The sequence below is a fragment of the Saccharopolyspora sp. NPDC049426 genome, assembly GCF_040676935.1.
GTDB lineage: Bacteria > Actinomycetota > Actinomycetes > Mycobacteriales > Pseudonocardiaceae > Saccharopolyspora.
The window spans coordinates 290,119-305,854 of the sequence record NZ_JBFAPZ010000007.1; the positions used below are offsets into that span (position 1 = coordinate 290,119).

General features: G+C 67.7%; 19 protein-coding genes. 14 read left to right on the top strand and 5 right to left on the bottom strand.

From position 1 onward, the window contains the following. Positions 1 to 293: 293 nt before the first annotated feature. The 4 genes from AB0J78_RS17795 to AB0J78_RS17810 are packed head-to-tail and all read right to left on the bottom strand — an operon-like array spanning position 294 to position 3,918. Positions 294 to 1,313, bottom strand: coding sequence for an LLM class flavin-dependent oxidoreductase (locus tag AB0J78_RS17795; protein ID WP_363790192.1), 1,020 nt, complete (start codon positions 1,311 to 1,313; stop codon positions 294 to 296). Continuing rightward, positions 1,294 to 2,478 (bottom strand): MAB_1171c family putative transporter, encoded by a 1,185-nt coding sequence (locus AB0J78_RS17800; protein ID WP_363790194.1) that lies wholly within the window; start codon positions 2,476 to 2,478, stop codon positions 1,294 to 1,296. The genes AB0J78_RS17795 and AB0J78_RS17800 overlap by 20 nt, the downstream gene beginning before the upstream one ends. A 2-nt stretch (positions 2,479 to 2,480) precedes the next feature. Then, complete coding sequence (locus tag AB0J78_RS17805) at positions 2,481 to 3,437, bottom strand: hypothetical protein (protein WP_363790196.1); 957 nt, start codon at positions 3,435 to 3,437, stop codon at positions 2,481 to 2,483. Beyond that, entirely contained in the window at positions 3,430 to 3,918 is a 489-nt protein-coding gene (locus AB0J78_RS17810; RefSeq protein ID WP_363790198.1) for a hypothetical protein, read from the bottom strand. The genes AB0J78_RS17805 and AB0J78_RS17810 overlap by 8 nt, the downstream gene beginning before the upstream one ends. 261 nt (positions 3,919 to 4,179) lie before the next feature. Here AB0J78_RS17810 and AB0J78_RS17815 point away from each other — a divergent pair, with 261 nt between their 5' ends. Genes AB0J78_RS17815 through AB0J78_RS17825 form a run of 3 tightly spaced genes read left to right on the top strand, consistent with a single transcriptional unit; the run spans position 4,180 to position 5,823 of the window. Beyond that, positions 4,180 to 4,599 carry a WhiB family transcriptional regulator gene (locus AB0J78_RS17815; RefSeq protein ID WP_363790200.1) on the top strand — a complete coding sequence of 140 codons (420 nt, stop codon included), beginning with the start codon at positions 4,180 to 4,182 and terminating at the stop codon, positions 4,597 to 4,599. 12 nt (positions 4,600 to 4,611) lie between these two features. Next, positions 4,612 to 5,289 (top strand): hypothetical protein, encoded by a 678-nt coding sequence (locus AB0J78_RS17820; protein WP_363790202.1) that lies wholly within the window; start codon positions 4,612 to 4,614, stop codon positions 5,287 to 5,289. A gap of 12 nt (positions 5,290 to 5,301) precedes the next feature. Beyond that, a complete protein-coding gene (locus AB0J78_RS17825) occupies positions 5,302 to 5,823 on the top strand; it encodes a hypothetical protein (RefSeq protein WP_363790204.1) in 522 nt (173 codons plus the stop codon). 79 nt (positions 5,824 to 5,902) lie between these two features. Here AB0J78_RS17825 and AB0J78_RS17830 read toward each other — a convergent pair whose 3' ends face one another. Continuing rightward, positions 5,903 to 6,115: a hypothetical protein gene (locus AB0J78_RS17830; protein WP_363790206.1), complete on the bottom strand. Its 213-nt coding sequence runs from the start codon at positions 6,113 to 6,115 to the stop codon at positions 5,903 to 5,905. 256 nt (positions 6,116 to 6,371) lie between these two features. Between AB0J78_RS17830 and AB0J78_RS17835 the strand changes: the two genes are divergently transcribed. The 11 genes from AB0J78_RS17835 to AB0J78_RS17885 all read left to right on the top strand — a co-directional run bounded on the left by AB0J78_RS17835 (position 6,372) and on the right by AB0J78_RS17885 (position 15,683). After that, entirely contained in the window at positions 6,372 to 6,764 is a 393-nt protein-coding gene (locus AB0J78_RS17835; protein WP_363790208.1) for a hypothetical protein, read from the top strand. 170 nt (positions 6,765 to 6,934) lie between these two features. Continuing rightward, a complete protein-coding gene (locus tag AB0J78_RS17840; protein WP_363790209.1) occupies positions 6,935 to 7,510 on the top strand; it encodes an SAF domain-containing protein in 576 nt (191 codons plus the stop codon). A gap of 38 nt (positions 7,511 to 7,548) precedes the next feature. Next, the gene (locus tag AB0J78_RS17845) at positions 7,549 to 8,358 is read left to right on the top strand and encodes a hypothetical protein (protein WP_363790211.1); all 810 of its coding nucleotides are present in this window, start codon (positions 7,549 to 7,551) and stop codon (positions 8,356 to 8,358) included. Then, the gene (locus tag AB0J78_RS17850; RefSeq protein WP_363790213.1) at positions 8,355 to 9,701 is read left to right on the top strand and encodes an ATPase, T2SS/T4P/T4SS family; all 1,347 of its coding nucleotides are present in this window, start codon (positions 8,355 to 8,357) and stop codon (positions 9,699 to 9,701) included. Before AB0J78_RS17845 ends, AB0J78_RS17850 begins: the two co-directional genes overlap by 4 nt. Beyond that, positions 9,698 to 10,540: a pilus assembly protein TadB gene (locus tag AB0J78_RS17855; protein WP_363790215.1), complete on the top strand. Its 843-nt coding sequence runs from the start codon at positions 9,698 to 9,700 to the stop codon at positions 10,538 to 10,540. Before AB0J78_RS17850 ends, AB0J78_RS17855 begins: the two co-directional genes overlap by 4 nt. Then, positions 10,537 to 11,406, top strand: coding sequence for a pilus assembly protein TadB (locus tag AB0J78_RS17860; protein ID WP_363790218.1), 870 nt, complete (start codon positions 10,537 to 10,539; stop codon positions 11,404 to 11,406). The genes AB0J78_RS17855 and AB0J78_RS17860 overlap by 4 nt, the downstream gene beginning before the upstream one ends. A gap of 46 nt (positions 11,407 to 11,452) precedes the next feature. Continuing rightward, a complete protein-coding gene (locus tag AB0J78_RS17865) occupies positions 11,453 to 11,683 on the top strand; it encodes a hypothetical protein (RefSeq protein ID WP_363790220.1) in 231 nt (76 codons plus the stop codon). A 22-nt stretch (positions 11,684 to 11,705) separates the two neighbouring features. Beyond that, positions 11,706 to 12,119 carry a TadE/TadG family type IV pilus assembly protein gene (locus tag AB0J78_RS17870; protein WP_363790222.1) on the top strand — a complete coding sequence of 138 codons (414 nt, stop codon included), beginning with the start codon at positions 11,706 to 11,708 and terminating at the stop codon, positions 12,117 to 12,119. Further along, complete coding sequence (locus AB0J78_RS17875) at positions 12,116 to 12,547, top strand: TadE/TadG family type IV pilus assembly protein (protein WP_363790224.1); 432 nt, start codon at positions 12,116 to 12,118, stop codon at positions 12,545 to 12,547. The genes AB0J78_RS17870 and AB0J78_RS17875 overlap by 4 nt, the downstream gene beginning before the upstream one ends. Then, on the top strand, positions 12,544 to 12,951 hold the full coding sequence (locus AB0J78_RS17880; protein WP_363790226.1) for a hypothetical protein: 408 nt from the start codon (positions 12,544 to 12,546) through the stop codon (positions 12,949 to 12,951). Before AB0J78_RS17875 ends, AB0J78_RS17880 begins: the two co-directional genes overlap by 4 nt. Beyond that, positions 12,948 to 15,683, top strand: a complete 2,736-nt coding sequence (locus AB0J78_RS17885) for a LysM peptidoglycan-binding domain-containing protein (RefSeq protein ID WP_363790228.1) — start codon at positions 12,948 to 12,950, stop codon at positions 15,681 to 15,683. The genes AB0J78_RS17880 and AB0J78_RS17885 overlap by 4 nt, the downstream gene beginning before the upstream one ends. The last annotated feature ends 53 nt before the right edge of the window (positions 15,684 to 15,736 follow it).

Consider the following 15,736-nt stretch of genomic DNA (forward strand, 5'->3'; position numbering starts at 1 on the left):
CCACGCCTTCCGCTCTGACGGTGGATTCGTCCCTCCAGTGAACCTCTACGTTGCGGAGCTGGGCGCGGTTGAGTTCCGCGTCCCGATGTGCGGCGAAATTCTGCCGACAGCGTTCGTCATGCCCCACTGCCCCGCACCACCATGCGCTCGCTGCGCCGAACTCGTCGAACTACCGAGCGAAATTCCTCGTTCCCCACAAGTCTGGACGCTTCCACCAAGCTTCGTTCCGGAGTAGTTGCTACTACGGACGCGAGTTATGCCCAGAACCTCGCACCGCAGCACTCCCCCGACTGCTACACAGTTCCCAGCAACGGCAGGCTCTCAGCAAGTAGCTCGTAGGAACGACAACGGTCGACGGGGTCGAACACCGGCGTCGTCACCAGGATCTCGTCAGGACTGAACTGCTTGATCAGTACATCGAGCATCTGGCAAACCGCTTGAGGGCCACCAGCAATCAGTCCCCTAGTGTGGAGGTCTATGGTCGCGCGTTCCTCAGCCGTGTAGTGCACCTGGGCAGCGTGTTCCGGCGAAGGAAGTCTGATGCGGGAGCCCTTCAGACGGCTGAGGATCTTGAGTCGTGTGGATCCGGCCAACCATTCCGCGCGAGAATCAGAGTCAGCCACGATGACGGAGACGCTGACGATCGCGCGAGGCGTCGGCGTACTCGCGGACGGCTGGAACGTCTCACGGTAACGCTTGAGCACCTCGATGCAGTCGGCGTTGAGGTGGTGCGCGGCGGCATACGGGAAGCCGAAGGCCCCAGCTAGCTCAGCGCTGGCAGTGCCAGTGCCCAGGATCCAGGGCTGGGGCCTGTTTCCAACAGCAGGTACTGCCGTTACCGTTCCTGGCTCTGGCTCCGGCTCATCGAAGTAGGCGAGGAGCTCACGAAGTTGCTCAGCGAAGTCCCGGTGCCCCTGCCCGGTTCTCCCCATTACTGAAGCCACGCGAGGCGGCCCTCCCAGCGCACGGCCGAGGCCGAGGTCGATTCGTCCCGGGTAGAGCGCTTCGAGCGTGCCGAACTGCTCGGCGACGATCAGAGGTGAGTGGTTGGGGAGGAGGACACCGCCGCTTCCGACACGGATGCTGCGCGTGGCCTCAGCGAGGCGTCCGACCAGAACGGCGGGCGCCGCGCTGGCCACACCACGCATGCTGTGGTGTTCAGGTACCCAGTACCGGTGGTACCCGAGCGTGTCGGCGAGACGCGCCAGATCGACCGTGTTGTGAAGAGCCTGGCGGGCACTGGAACCCTCGACGATCGGTGCGGTATCGAGGACTGAGAGGCGGACTCCCCCTTCAATCTCTGACTGCGTCATGAAGGTCCTTCCTGATCGCCCCGCGCGAAGAGAGTTCGTTGCTGAGCCCGATCATCCAGCGGGCCCGTCGGCGCCAGCTTCCACCGAAATCGGGCTCAATAACCGGGTAGGGCGGCTCGGTCGGAGCGGGCGCCTCGTGGCCCCAGCGTGCGTCGCGAACGGCGATGCGCCTTTGCAACCCCGCCTCGACGGCGTCGGCCGCGTGTCGTGGGTTCCTTACGTCGTCCCCGGGCGGTGGGCAGTCACGTGCCAACTCAGCCAGGCCGTCCGTGATCTCGGCTGTCGTTTGCTCGAAGTCATCATCGGGACGCGGGCGGCCACTGTCGTTGCTTTGGTGATCGAGCGCGATGTGCGGAAACTCGGTCGTGAGCGTGCGCCAAAGCGGGGTGAGCTGCTGTGTGTAGCGGGCGCGCAGCGCCCTTTCGTAGCGCTCCCTGGTCGCGACCACCGCGCCAGCCAGAGGCGCGAAGGCCAAGCCCAGCGCGAGGAGAAGCTGTCCGCCGAGCTGTCCGATCGAGTACAGCGTGCTCATGAACCCCAGATCGAGGTCACGGGTGAAGAGTCGGATTCCATACCGGACGAGCGAGATCGCGTTGACCCCGAGGGTCATTCCGGCACTGCCCAGGATGACAAGACCAAACGCAGCCCGCGCGAGTGGGTGCTGCAGGCGGGAGAGGTAGCCCCCGGCGCGGCAAATGCCTAGGACCCAAACGCTGAGGGAATAACCGTCCATGGACAGGTAGAACACTGTGCGCTGCCAGGTCTGTTGTCCACGGCCCTGCGCTTCTGGCCAGACCATCAAGACGAGGGCCATGACGGCCAGGGCAACCACGAGTACACCAAATTCGACTCGTGCTGTTCGTACCCGTGCCGCCACGGGCTTGCGCGGGTCGGCGAGAGCGAAGAACGCTGCCCAGGAGTAGGCCATCACCATCCAGCAGCCATTGATGATGACACCCCATGCCGGACCGAAGAAGTCCTCGATGGGTTCGAGGATGGGCGTCTGGATGCCGAAGACGGCCGCGAACGAGAGCGCCCACAAGCCCACGACCAGGATGCGGAGGGCGAAGTCCTGTCGTCGACGTGTGAGCTGCACTGTCTCCCAGATCGTGACCGCCAAGATCACGACTGCTTTGAATAGGCGCAGCGCCATCTCGAAGTCCATGCTCACTCCTGATCGACGAATCCGAACGCGCCTGCGATACCGCGCTCTTCCGGTGAAACTCCTCGTCGCAGCCCATTGGGCTTGGGGCGTTCCCTGGCCAGACCGGCCAAGATTCGTGCGCCGACCTCGGCTTCCCACTCGCGCCAGTCCGAGTAAGCACTATCCGTGCCGAGGTCGGCGCCGCAAGTCAGCGCTTCGCCGAAGTCCAAGTGCCGGCGCACCAGGTGAACGAGCTCGTGCGAGATCACGAGGTCGCGCTGTGGTGCAGGTGCTGTCTGTTCGTAAAAGATCGAATCGACCCGGCTTTGCTGCACCACGTGGCCAATCGACGTAGTTGCGCCGAGATCGACTCCCTTCACCTTGATGCGTCGTCCTCGGTACGCGCCCAGGCGCTGACACAAGTCGGCCGGGTCCCAGGGCGGGCGGACGTCCAACGCGACAAGCACGTCCCTGCAGAGGTCTTCGAGTTGAGCCGCGCTCATCGGGCCAGTGAGCGTTGAACTCCAGATTCGGAGCCGAGTCCTGGCCTCCGGAGCGGCCTGCGGGGTCTCCTCACCCCCTGGTGACGGCGCACGGAGTCCAACAAGGACTCGGCGAAGTTGATCCCACCGCGGTTCCGGCAATGGGTTGAACACTCGGCACAGGCGGTGTTCGTCGAGGCCGCAGTCGTGCAAGGCGCGCTGGACGACCTGTTCGTAGGCACGCGCCACAGCTGCCGGGTCGGAGCCGAAGAACGCCGGGTCGGTCCCGAAGAATCTCGCTATGGCGCTGAGCAGATCCGGTGTCGCGGGCTCGCCGTGCCGGTGCAAGGCGATCTTGATTTGGCTGGCCCCGACGCTCTCTCCTACCTCAGCATCGGTGTATGGCCGCCGTCCGGTCTCTGGGTCGAGGACCGTCACGACGTCGAATAGCCAGTTCAGGCGGTCGGTGACTGAGCCGATGCTCTCGGCGCTAGTCATCGACTTCCTCCGACTCGTCATCCGACCGCAGCGCCTCGGCGAGGGCTCGCATCATCCTTGCCCGTTCGCGTGCGGCGGTGACGTTGGTGGCGCCGCGGTGGCCGACCTTGGTGACTCCGGACTTACGCATCGCGCGCTGGAGTTCCTCGGAGGCGGTTCGGAGTTCCTGTTGCGCTGTTCTCTCAGCATCCAGTTTGGCGTGCAGCTCCTGCTCGCGGTCGGCGAGCTCAGCTTCGACCTCGGCCGCCACCGCGGGGTCGGTGAAGTAGCCGGTTCGGACGTCAAAGAACCATGCAATGGCTTCAAGTGTTCGAAGCGTTGGGTTGGTTTTCACGCCACGACGCAGCTCCGATAGGTGCGATTCGGACAAGTCACGCCCGGCTTCCTTGCACGCATTCACGACCTCGCGATTCGTGAACACTCGATCGGGTGAGCCTTGAGGGCGTTGAACATCGAACAAGCGGTTGAGCCGCTCGCCCACAGTTTTAGGCGGCGTTGTTGATGGCGTTCGCCCTGACTCTTTCGGCATCACAGCTCCCCAGGTCAGCGTTGCTAGGCCAGCATGACACCGCCGAGCGATCCTCGCTAGCGATACATGGGTATCGATTGACGGCAGCCCATTTCGGAGTAGCGTAATTCGCATCGAGCAGGAAAAGATCAAAATTCGCTCGAATCGTTCGACACCTCCAGTTGGAGATCAATACTCCTCATTCAACATCATTTTCAGCTAAGGGGCGCTGTCATGAAAAACCCGATCAACCGCTATCCGGAAGTGTTCGCCGAGGGCAAGTGCGCACGGGACCCTTTCTCGGCCGACTGGTTTCACGAGGACGCTCGCGGCGGGCGCGCTGTGGAGCGGCAACGGTCGCGTGCCCAGCAAGCGTGCTCGGGATGCCCGCTGCGGCCGCAATGCCTGGCGATGGCACTGGAATTCGAGTCCGAGGACGGTCATTCATGGGGCGTCTGGGGTGGAGTAAGTGCACGCGACCGGCGGGAGGTACTGCAGGCACTTGCCGCGTCCGGCATCCCACGAGCCGCCATCGACTTCGATCGGCTCGCCGAGACCGTCGTGGAAGCCAACGAGCCGGGGCAAGCCCAAGTGATTCCACTTCCCCGGACGAAGCAACAGGAGCCCATGCGGCTCGTTCGCCGGACCGCCTAACCGGGGAAATACATGGAAACGCTCCGCAGCAACGTCGAATCGATGTCCACCCACCCTGGCATCTTCATGATGGTCGGCTTCTGGGCATCACTGGGGGCTGGAGCCGCTGCCTGCTCGGCATGGGGGATGCGCCGCTGGATCCCGACGGCGCTCAGTCCTTTCCCACTCGCTGGGCTCGTCGTCACCTGCGCCCTCGTCTCGATTGGTGTCCGTGTCCTCTTCGGCTATGACCCGGCTTTGCCAGCGTGGTGGTGGTTGGGAGTAATCGGCGTCAGCCTCGGTGCGATCGATCTGCACTGTCATCGCTTGCCTCGGACGTGGGTGCTTGCCCTGGTGGCGGGCGGTGTCGTGGTCTTCGCGTGTCTCACGGTGACCGGATCCGGCGGTCTCACACCGTTGCTGCGAAGTTTCGGCGCGGCGCTGCTTGTCCTGGCGGTGGGAGCTGGGATCTACGCGGCGGCGCCCGGTTGGCTCGGTTTCGGTGACGTGACTTTGCTGAGTGCGTTGGCCGCATTTTGGGGCTGGCTGGGGTGGCGCACCGTGCTCTGGGGCCTGTTCCTATCGCTGGTCGTGCTGGGGGTTGTGGCCGCTGTTGCGTGGCTGCTGGGCCGGCGTGGCGAGGAAAGTCGTATCGCCGCTGGTCCCAGCATTGTTCTCGGTGGCTGGATCGCCATCGTCAGCTATTCATGAGGAGAAACCCTGATGTCCCGAATGAGTTCACAGGCCCTGATGATCGCCGCTTGCGTTGCCGGTGCGGTGACGGGTGCGTGCTCGTCAACGCCGCCCTCCGCACCCCCGGTCAGCGAGATCGCGGCGCCCCCGGCTCAGCCGTCGGAGAATGCTGCGATCGAAGGGGTGTACCGCGAGTTCTGGTCGGTGTCGTGGGTGTCGAGTGCGGAGACAGATCAGGGATGGGAGCAGCGACTGCGGGCGGTGGCGACCGCCGAGCTGTCCGAGCAGGTGGCCACTCGTGCCCGGCAGCAGCGGACCCAGGGGGTTCGGCTCTACGGCAGCGTCACCCCGCGGATCACCGGTACACGCATCGAGGGAGATCGCGCGGTGGTCACCGATTGCCAGGACGGTAGCCAGGCCGGATTGGCTGATGCCGCCACGGGACAGCCTCGCAACGTCGGCCCGTCGCGTAACGCCGTCTCGGCGACCCTTTCCCGGGAGTCGGGTGGCTGGCGGGTGGCGAAGATCGAATATCCGGGCGGTGAGTGCTGATGGCTGCGCGCCGCGTCCCGTTGGTCGCCGTCGGCGGTGCCGTACTGCTGTGCGTGGGGTTCAGTCCGCTGGGCTCTGCTCAGGAGGGCGGGACCGAGGTCACTCCTGGCGATTTCGGCGGCTTGTACTCCTCTCCCTCGATCGAGATGGGCGCCACCAGCCCGGGCAGTTCCGGCAGCAGCTCGGGCGGTTCACCAGGAGGCTCCTCGTCCGGTTCAGCCTCGGGTGGGTCCTCGGGCGGATCACATCGTCCGTCCGGTCCGGCGGTCGTTCCGTTGTGCCCGACGATCATGTGCGACTCCGCCGCCTCGGACGACCCGGCGTTGATGCTGAGTACTGGCCCGCTGTCGTCGTGGTGCTTCGGCCCGTTAGACGAAGGGCGGTGCCCGCCGGGTGAAACCCGCCCTGGCCCAGCGCCTCCGGGTGCCGCAGCCGGGCCACCGGATCCCGCGGTACTCGCGCAGCAAGCACTCCAGCAGCTTCGTCTCCCGCTACCGGTACCGCAGCATTCGCCAGACCTGCGCCTGCGGGACGGTCAGGCGGCGACCGTGGTCGGCGAGTTCACCTGGTTCTGGACCGATCCCAGCGCCTGGCGCACGCAACGCCAGCGCGTTGAGGCAGGACCGGTGTGGGCCGAGGTCACCGCTACACCTGTCCAGTTGGCGATGGAGCCGGGTGATGGCGCCGCCCCCATTTACTGCGCGGGTCCCGGAACCCCCTACGACCGTTCCTATGGGTTGCATTCCGCTTCGCCTGACTGCGATGTCGTGTACGAGCGCCCTTCTGCTGGGCCGGTGGCGGCGCAGTGGTCCATTACCTGGGAGGTGACCTGGCACGGCTGGACCGGAACCTCCCCGGCCGGTGGTGTTCTGCCTCCGATGACTTCCCGTGCCCAAACCGAGCTCGTGATCGCCGAAGCGCAAGCCTTGCGCACTCAATAGCAGCGTTCCTGATTCATTTCACTTTCTTTCTTTGATCTCGTTTTCTATTCCGTTGTGGGGAGACGTCTATGTCTAATCCGGGTCTTTCTGAGCTGACGGCCTCGTCGGATGAGCGGGGCAACGGTCACCGTTCCCGTGGTCCGCGGGTTCCCCGGCGCAGGCGCTGGTGGATGTTGGGCCTGTCGGCCGGGTTGATCGCAGGGTCCGTAGCCGGCGTCGTCGCGCTCGTGGCCGGAGCGCACGACCGCGAGCCCGTGCTGGTGCTCACCAGAGACATCGCCTGGGCCGAGCCCATCTCGCAGGCGGATCTGGCCACTGTGGATCTTCCGCCTGAGGCAGTGCGGTTCACCGTGTCCCAAGCACGCCTGGGCGAGGTCACAGGCAAGGTCGCGGCAACGAATCTGCGTGCCGGCGAGCTGCTCGCCCCACGCGACCTCACGACCCAGGCGGTTCCGGGGCCCCGGCAAGTCGTCGTCGGCCTTCGGCTGGAACCCGGCCGGTTCCCCTCAGCTGGGCTTGACCCCAACACACCGGTGGAAGTCACTGCGCTGTCGGCCTCGTCGAGTCCCACTACCGAGGCGAGTCCCACGGGATCGGGCTTTCGTGCCCGCGTGGTTCGGATGGCGCCGCCGGATGCCGAAGGGGCGGTCGTGGTGGACCTGCTCCTTCCCGATTACGCGGCTCATCAAGCCACCTCGGCCGCCGCGACGGGCGCGGTCGTGACGGTTCTCGGACCAGATCACTAGCGAACCATCCTCATCTCTTTGAAAGGTGCGTGAGTGCAATGGCTTTGGTGACAGTTCTGTCGGCGAAGGGTTCGCCGGGCGTGACCACGGGGATCGCGGCACTGGCCACAGTGTGGCCCGATCGGCTGCTTGTGGTCGATGCCGATCCGGCGGGAGGCGATCTGCTGCCTGGGTGGGCTGGGCAGTGGTGGGTCGATGGGCGGCTCACCTCCGACCGCAGCGTGCTGAGTTTCGCCTCCTCGACTCGGCACCTCGAATCGGTGCCGGCCGAAGGATTGGCCGGTCACGCACAAGAGGTCCCCGATAGCACAGGCCTGCGATTGCTGGCCGGGGTCAATGATCCGGTCCAGGCTGGCGCGATCGGCTCCGATGGGTGGAAGCGGCTGGCCAGCGCACTGCGGGACCTCAGCGGGAGTGGCCCGGATGTGCTGGTGGACGCGGGTCGGTGGAGTCCTGCCACGCCGTGGCCGCTGGTGGCCGAGTCCGATCTCGTCCTGGTCGGGGTTCGTCCGACTCTGCGGCACATCGTCGCCGCCGACCGGCTGGTCAGGGTCTTGCGTGACCTGGTGCCTTCCCAGCGGTTGGGCGCGGCGGTGTCGGTGGCTACCAGCCGCCAAGCCGACGATGCCGCCCGCGCCTTGGCAATCCCGGTCGGGATGGAACTCCCCGATGATCCCACCGCTGCAGGGGCGCTCTGCGATGGCGGAACGCCCTGCCTGCAACCGCGCCGTTCAGCGCTGCTGCGCACCAGCCGTAAAGCAGCACGCCGCCTGCACACCCAACTCGCCGGCCCCGGGCAGGTCTCCTCCGCTCCTGCCAGCGACGAAGGACAGGAGCAGGTGGCATGACCTCCCAGATCAGCTCGCCGATGAATCCCGCAGACGAGCCCGGCGCCGTCCCGGACGCGGACACGGTGGCGCAGCTGCGGGCGCGCGTGGCCGAACGGCTTGCGCCCGGAGACGATCCTGCCCGGCACCGGTCGTTGGTCGCCGCTGAGATCACCGCGTGGACTCTGCACCGCGCCGCCCAGGGTGATCAGCCGTTGTCGGAGCTCGCCGAGAAGCGGCTCACCGATGCCGTCCTGGCGGCGCTGTCCGGGTTGGGGGATCTGCAACCACTGCTGGAGCGCGAGGACGTCGAGAACATCCACATCCACGGCTACGACCGCGTGTGGCTCGAACGCTCGGATGGAAGCGTGCAGGCGTGGCCGCATCCGGTCGGCCGGTCGGACGCGGACTTGTTGGCTCAGTTGGAGTCGATGTTCGCGCGGCTGGGACAAACCAGCCGGGAGTTCTCCCCGGCCCACCCGATGGGCAATCTCCGCCTGCCGGCCGGGGGCCCGTTGGGGGCTCGGTTGGCTGCGGTGCGCGAGGTCGCCGACCGGCCGCGGATCGCGATCCGGCGCCACCGGCTCGCCCACGCCACGCTGGATGATCTGCACCAACGTGGCACCGTCAACGACCGCGTCCATGATTTCTTGCAGTCCGCTGTCCGGGCCGGGCTGAACCTGCTGGTCACCGGTGGACCTGCGGCCGGCAAGACGACGCTGCTGCGTTCGCTGTGCCATGCCATTACCGACCACGAGCACGTGGTGACCGTCGAAGACGACTACGAGCTCGGACTGCACCTGAACCCGGTCGCGCATCCGCTGGTGACAGCGCTGGAAGCGCGTGCGCCCAATGCCGAGGGCGCCGGGGAGATCACCCTCGATGACCTGCTGAAGCAGACTCTGCGGCATTCCCCTTCGCGGGTGATCGTCGGGGAGGTTCGGGGTGGCGAGATCACCTCGCTGCTGCGCGCGTTGGGCAACGGGGCCGCCGGGGGAATGGGCACGTTGCACGCCACCTCGGCCAGGGCGGTGCCCGACCGCATCGCCGCGCTCAGCCAACTCGCGCACCCGCCGCTGAGTGTCGCTGCGGCTCATCGCTGGACGGCCTCTGCGCTGGATCTGATCGTGCACGTGACCCGTCGCGACAGCGAGGGCCGACGCGAGCGGGTCGTCACCGAGATTTGCGAAGTCGGGCCGGTCGGGGACGCCGGGACACCCGATCTGATCCCGCTGTTCGGCCCGCACCCCAGCAGCGGGTGCATCGCACCGGTGTACCCGCCCAGCGAGCCGCTGCGCGCCCGGCTCCGTCAGCACGGGCTTGACGCACAGGAGTCGCAACGCGACGAAGGAGTTGCATCATGATCATCGCATTGGCAGCTGTGTTCGGGCTCTTCCTGGGCCTTGGCCTGCTTTTCAGCGTTCTGTTCTTCCGGCCTCCGCGTCCCCCCACGATGCCCTCGCGAGTGAGCTCGATGTTGGCGTGGATGGAGCAGTGGCGACGGCGCGGATTGATCGCGTCGTTGGCCGCTGGTGTGACGTGGTGGGCCACGGGCTGGCCCGTGGCCACGGCCGCCACCGCTCTCGCAGTTCTGGCGGTGCCGGTGTTGCTGGCGCCCCGGCAGGTGCACGACGACATCGCGTTGCACGAGGCGATGGCGACGTGGACGCGACGTTTGGGTGATCTGCTGGCCTCCGGGGCGGGTGGCCTGCACCAGGCCGTGGCGCGCTCGGCCGACACCGCACCGGCGCTGTTGGCTCCCGCTGTTGCCCGGCTGGCCGAGGCGATGCGCCTCGAGGGCACGGAACCAGCGCTGCGCGCCTTCGCCGCGGAGTTGTCCCATCCCGCCGCCGATGAGGTCGTGCTCGCGCTGCTGCTGCGCGTGCGCGCGGGTGGACGCGGCGTGGTCGAGATCTTGCAAGGCCAGGCGATGAGTCTGACCGCACGGGCCGCCAGTGCCCGCGAGGTGGAAGCCGACCGCGCCAAGCCCCGGACCACAGTGCGCACCTTGATCGGCATCACCACGGTCATGCTCCTCGGGCTGGTGATCTTCGCCCGGGAGTACCTCGCCCCGATCAGTACGGCGCTGGGCCAAGGTGTCCTCGCGGTGGTCGTGGCGATCTTCGCCGGCGCACTCTGGCAGATGCACCGCCTGTCCACACCCCGTGCTGCGGCTCGCTTCCTACGGGGAGGCACGTCATGACTCCCACCCTCGGCCTGGCCACCCTCGCCGGAGCCCTGCTCGGGATCGGACTCGCCGCCGGAGTTCGTGGAGTGGTCGGCCCGGCTCCGATGGGGCTGCAGGCAGCACTGCACCACCTGACCCACCCCACCACCGCACAGCACCGGCGCCTGGACCGGCTCATCCAGTGGACACAGCAGGCCGGTCACCCGTGGCTGGCGATCCCCGAAGCCGACCTCGATCTGCTAGAGAGAACACCACGGTCCTATGTGTCCAGTCGGATCACGTGGGGTCTGGCCTCCGGGCTCGTCGGACTGGTTCTCGCAACGGGATTCGTGGCTGCCGGGACTGTTTCGCTCCTCGTCGCGCCGGTGCTGGTTCTGGTTTGTGCGGTAGCAGGGGCTTGGGTGCCGGTGTGGCGCACGCGCGATGCCGCGCGCCACGCGCGCAGCGATGCGCGCCGAGTGCTGGCGGTCTATCTGGACCTGGTGGCCCAAGAGCGCGCCGCCGGCCAAGCGCCGGGACCGGCCCTGCACGAGGCCGCCGCGCTCGCAGACCACCCGCTCCTGCAGCGGCTGCACCGCACTCTGGTCAGGGCCGAGAACCACGGGTACTCGCCCTGGGACGCACTGCGCGGCCTCGGGGAACAGGTCCGGCTGGACGAGCTCGTGACGGTCGCCGATCTGGCCGCGACCGCTGCGGATGGCGCCGCGATCTACGCCAGTCTCACCGCGCAGGCCGCGAGTCTGCGCGCCACGACCACCACCGAGGACAAGGCCGAGGCCAACGCGCGCACCGAGCGCCTCACGCTACCAGTCACCGCCCTGATGGCCGGGTTCCTTCTGCTGGCCCTCTACCCCACCGTCGCGCGGCTGCTCATCGGATAGCAGCACACCACACGACAATGCCGATTCCCATCGCTGAGAGGTTGTCATGATCCCCATGATTCGTACGCAGGTGACCGTCACAGTGGTGCTCGTCGCGGCCTGGCTCGCCACCAGCACCACCGCGCTCACCCGTTTTGTCGAGAGAGTTCGTTTCGATGATCGCGGTTCGGAGAGCACCGAAAAGGCCGTGTTGACGGCGATCGCGTTGGCCGCGGCACTCGGGCTCGGGGCCGCGATCACCGCAGTGGTCCAGAAGTACCAAGCCCAAATCCACTGACCCCGGAGCGAGGTGATCGCTGATGTTGACTCGCACCCGAGGTAAACGGGCGGCCCGGTTCGAGACGGGGTCGGCTGCCGTGGAGTTGGCGGTGCTGGCACCCCTGGTGCTGATCGTCCTGCTCACGGTCGTGCAGGCCGGGTTGTGGTGGCATACGCGCACGATCTGCTCGGCTGCCGCGCAGCAAGGCGTCCAGGTGGCGCGCACGCTGCACGGCACCACCGCCAACGCCCAGTCCACCGCGGAGTCGTTCCTGGCCGAGAGCTCCGGACTCGTGACCCAACCCCAGGTGAGCGCCCAGGTCACCGGGACGCGGGTCACCGTGCGCGTGACCGGTGACCCGCCCCGCCTTCTCCCAATTCCCGGGCTGGGGACCGTCACGCAAGTCGCCGAAGCCAGCAAGGAACGCTTCACCACCCCGGGAGACACACCATGAACACCCACCCGCGCGAGGAAGGTTCGGCGAGTGTGGAAGTCGCTGTGCTGACCCCGTTGCTGTTGGCGGTGCTCGTCGTGGTCATCGCCGCCGGCCGCGTCGTCACCGCCCACCACGCCCTGGAGCACGCCGCCACCACGGCCGCGCGCGCCGCGTCGCTGGCCCGCACACCCAGTGGCGCCCACAGCGCAGCCACCTCGACCGGCCTGCAGGTCCTGGGCGAGCAGCACCTGGCGTGCACCGACCTCGCCCAGGACCTCGACACCAGTGGCCTGGCCACCCGCGCGGGCACGACCGGCGTGGTCACGGTCGGGCTGCACTGCAGCGTCTCGCTGGCGGACTTGACCGGCCTGCCCGGACTCCCCGGCGCGGTTCCGCTGCGTGCTGAGTTTTCCAGCCCGATCGACCCGTTTCGGGGGCGAACATGACCTTCACAATGCGTGGGCGTGACGACGGGTCGGTCAGTGTGCTGGTCGCCGTCCTGGTGCCCTGTCTGTTGCTGCTGTGCGCGTTGCTCGTCGACGGTGCCGACCGGCTTCGGGTGCGCGCCCGGGCCGACGCGGTCGCCGCCGAGACCGCGCGCAGCGCACTCACCGCGCTCGACACCCGCCACACCACCATCACCCTCGAACCATCGGAGGCGAACGCAGCGGCACGGCGTTACCTCGCGTCCACCGGCCACACCGGGACCGTCTCGCTGCAGGGCCCGTCGAGTGTGGCGGTCACGGTGACCTACACCGAACCTGCTGCAATCGGGCTGCTGTGGGACCTCCACACAGTCACCGGCCACGCAACCGCCACTCTTCAGACTGACGGAGGTGCCCGGCCATGACCCCGGCGGCCGAGGTGCGCACGCGGCTGCTGGCCTGTGCCGCGATCACCGGGCTCGTGGCGCTGTTGACCGGGCTGCCGGTCGTGTTGTGGGCGCTGGCCGAGATCGCCCCCTTTCCCACCGTGCGATGGCCGGTCCCGGACTTCTCCCCGTGGGCAGCGCCGCTGCCGGTCCAGCTCGGTGACTGGGCCGAACGCCTCGCGGAGACACTGCGGTTCGAACTGAGCCCCTCCCGGTGTGCGCTGCTCGGCGTCCTGCTCACGGGGTGGGCGAGTTGGGCACTTCTGCTGGTGTGGACCGTGGCCGACGTCGCCCGCCTCCTGGTCCCCGGGCGTTCGCGTCCGGTGCGGCGCGGCACGCCCCGAGCCTGGCTGACCGCCCTGATCACCTGGGCTGTGCTGTCCCTGTTCCCGGGGACGATGACGGCGGCCCCTGTCGCCACGCCACCGAGTGTGACAGCCCTGATGCCTCTCCCAGAGGGTGTCGCCGCCACCCCTGTCTACGGCGACGCCCCGGTGGGGCCGGGCGGGTACCCCGACCCGCCGCCCGGCCCCACCACGACCGACCCCGGTCACCCGCGCTACACCGTGGTCCGCGGCGACACACTGTGGGACCTCGCCGAGCGCTACCTCGGCAACCCGCACCGCTGGACTCAGCTGCGCGACCTCAACCACGACCTGCTCCAGGGCACAGACCGGCTGGAAACCGGGTGCGTGCTGCGTATGCCCACCGATGCGGCCCTGCCAACTCCAGCCGGGATTGCTGCGACCGCACGGTGGATCACCACCGAACCCGGTGACACCCTCGCCACGCTCGCCGCGCGGGAACTCGGCTCGCCCGACCAGTGGCCGGTGTTGTTCGCCATCAACGCCGAACGACCACAGCCCGATGGCCGCGTGCTGCGCGACCCCCACCATCTCTTCCCCGGATGGCGCCTCGCACTACCAGCCCCGCCTCTCCCCGATCCGATGCCCCAAGCGGTCTCTCCTGGACCGGCGGTAACACCGGCCCAGGTCTCACCGGCACCGCAACCGGTGATCACCGATACCGGGGAGATTCAGCTCGGCGCGAGAACCTTTCTCGGCGCCGCCACGGCAGCCGCGGTCAGCGCCGCGCTCGTACTCGCCCGCCGCCGGCATCGCCGACACCACCGTCCCGGCACCCGCACCACGGCCGACTACCCCATCGCTCCTGCGGTCTATGCGCTCCACCGCGCCCACCCCACCAGCACCACGCACGCGCCCGATGACGAACCAGGAGCGCCTCGACTCGAGCAACCTCCCGAACGAAATCAAGACGCCGACGCGGGTGAGCTGTGGTTGGAGATCGGCGTCGCCGACGGCGAGACCCGACACCTCAACTTCTCCGACGCCCGCCGGGTCGGTGTCACCGGGCCAGGCGCCCACGATGTTGTTCGGGCCATCCTCGTCAACCTGGCACTTCATCCGGAACGTCCCCGGCTCAGCATCCACACGGCCGCCGTCGCCGCACTGTTCCCCGGCGGACCGCCTCCAGAACTGGGCCACTGGCATCAGATCACCGACCTGCACGCCACACCACCGGGACAGCTCGGCGACGTGCTCGTCGCCTACACCGCCGTCCTCGACGACGACGCACTGCCACCGACCGCGGGCGCCTCCGTCCTCGCCTTGGGACCATCACCGGCCGGCGCCCAGCTAGCAGTGGAGGACGGCGGAGTCGTCAGCGGCGCGAGCCACGAGGTGTCTTCGCTGTTCGGGGCCCGCCTGTTCACCGCGGACGAGGTCACAGCGCGTGATCTCCTCACTCTCGGCCGCGCCCCACAGCACGACGCCGGCCCGCCCGTGCACCCCGTCCTGCAAGACCGCGAACCACCTCTTTCTCCCTTTCCGGCACCACCCGAGCATGCCGAGGCGCCCGAGGACCGTGTGCCGTTGTCTCTGCGCGTTTTCGGCCCGGTTCGCCTGCTGTGGACCCCACCGGAGGGTGAACGAGAAGACATCACCGAGCACTTCACACCGAGGTTGCTGGAGCTTCTGGCCTACCTCGCGGTTAATCCTGGCGTCACGCGGGATACCGCGATCGCCGACCTGTGGCAGCACGCACCCTCAAATCGGCCCACCAACGCGCTCAACACCACGCTCTCCCGGCTGCGTACCGCGCTGGAGTCCGCCACCCACGGAACCGTCACCGACATCCTCGACGACGCCCGCCAACGGCGCCTGAACCTGGACAGCACCCAGATCAACACCGACTACGCCGCCTTCACCGAAGCCGACCGCACAAGCCACGACACCACCGCTGAGCCGCGCCGACTTCACGCGCACCACACCGTGGTGGAGCTGTATCAGGGCGAGCTCGCCGCCGGCATCGACAGCGAATGGATCCAGGCGCCCCGCTTCGCCGCGCTGCGCACCGCCATCAACGCCGTCAGCGCCCTGGCCCGTCACCACGCCCCCACCAACCCGGAACGCACCCTGCGCCTGCTGGAAACAGCGACAGGATTCGATCCGGCCAACGAACACCTCTACCGCGACATCATGCGCCTGCACGCCCGACTCGGTGACACCAGCGCGATCCCAGCCACCCTCGACCTACTGACCCAGCGGCTCCGCGATATCGACACCGAACCCGCCCCCGAAACCCTCGCACTCGCCACCGCGCTGCAGCACCCCGACTCCGAACCCCCCGCGACGAAAGGAGAACCCGCGCGATCGGGCGGTCTTCACCCTTCCGCCCCGAAGAGCCATTGACACCTCCACACCCGCGAGCGTCCATAAATACGCACCACACGTTCGCCCATTTC